This window comes from Niveibacterium sp. 24ML (assembly GCF_026586805.1).
Classification (GTDB): domain Bacteria; phylum Pseudomonadota; class Gammaproteobacteria; order Burkholderiales; family Rhodocyclaceae; genus Niveibacterium.
This window is the reverse complement of record NZ_JAPFHA010000066.1, coordinates 1-1273: the sequence shown is the minus strand read 5'-3', so window position 1 is coordinate 1273 and position 1273 is coordinate 1. Positions and strand designations below refer to the sequence as shown.

The following is a 1273-nucleotide window of genomic DNA, read 5'->3' as shown; positions in this document are numbered from 1 at the left end:
GCGGCATTGGCGCAGATAACGTTCAAGGTGGCGACGGAAACGATACTGTCAAGGGTAGCGTCGGCAACGACTACCTCTATGGCGGCAACGGTGGCGATGCAATCTACGGCAACGAACACAACGACACGCTGTACGGCGAGGCTGGCAATGACACGCTCGACGGTGGGGCCGGCAATGACTATCAGAGCGCGGGGAACGGCGCGGACACCTACGTGTTCGGCAAGGGCTCGGGCCAGGACACGGTGTACAACTACGACAGTGATGCGGTAGGCAGCAACGCCGACACGATCCTGTTCGGCAGCGGGATCGCGCCCACCGGCGTGACGCTCACGCGCTCGAATGAAGATCTGATTGTGAGCCTGAACGGCGCCGACGACAGGCTCACGGTGCAGTATTACTTCAGCGCTGACGGGGCGTCGAACTACGTGCTCGAGAACCTCAAGTTTGCAGATGGCACGGTATGGGATGTTGCGACGGTCAAGAGCAAAGTGCAGATTGCGACGGTGAGCAATGACCTGCTCTACGGCTACGCCAGTGCAGACACGCTCAGCGGCGCAGAAGGCAATGACACGCTCTACGGCGGCGGCGGCGATGACGTACTCGACGGCGGCATTGGCGCAGATAACGTTCAAGGTGGCGACGGAAACGATACTGTCAAGGGTAGCGTCGGCAACGACTACCTCCACGGCGGCAACGGTGACGATGCAATCTACGGCAACGAACACAACGACACGCTGTACGGCGAGGCCGGCAATGACACGCTCGACGGTGGGGCCGGCAATGACTATCAGAGCGCGGGGAACGGCGCGGACACCTACGTGTTCGGCAAGGGCTCGGGCCAGGACACGGTGTACAACTACGACAGTGATGCGGTAGGCAGCAACGCCGACACGATCCTGTTCGGCAGCGGGATCGCGCCCACCGGCGTGACGCTCACGCGCTCGAATGAAGATCTGATTGTGAGCCTGAACGGTACCGACGACAGGCTCACGGTGCAGTATTACTTCAGCGCTGACGGGGCGTCGAACTACGTGCTCGAAAACCTCAAGTTCGCAGATGGCACGGTATGGGATGTTGCGACGGTTAAAGCGAACCTGTCGAGCGCAGTCCCGCCCGCGAGTGTTACAGTCAATGGCACGGCCGCAAGCGAATCCCTGACAGGTGGGCTTGGCGCAGACAATCTGTACGGTCAGGCTGGCAATGACACGCTCGACGGGGGGGCTGGCAACGACACGCTGGACGGAGGGGCCGGCAACGACACCTACCTGTTCGG

1 protein-coding gene is annotated in these 1273 nt (G+C 61.4%); it reads left to right on the top strand.

Features of this window, described 5'->3' with window-relative positions; all coding sequences use genetic code 11:
• On the top strand, positions 1-1273 hold a 1273-nt coding region (locus tag OPU71_RS21190; RefSeq protein ID WP_267730097.1), incomplete at both ends, for a calcium-binding protein.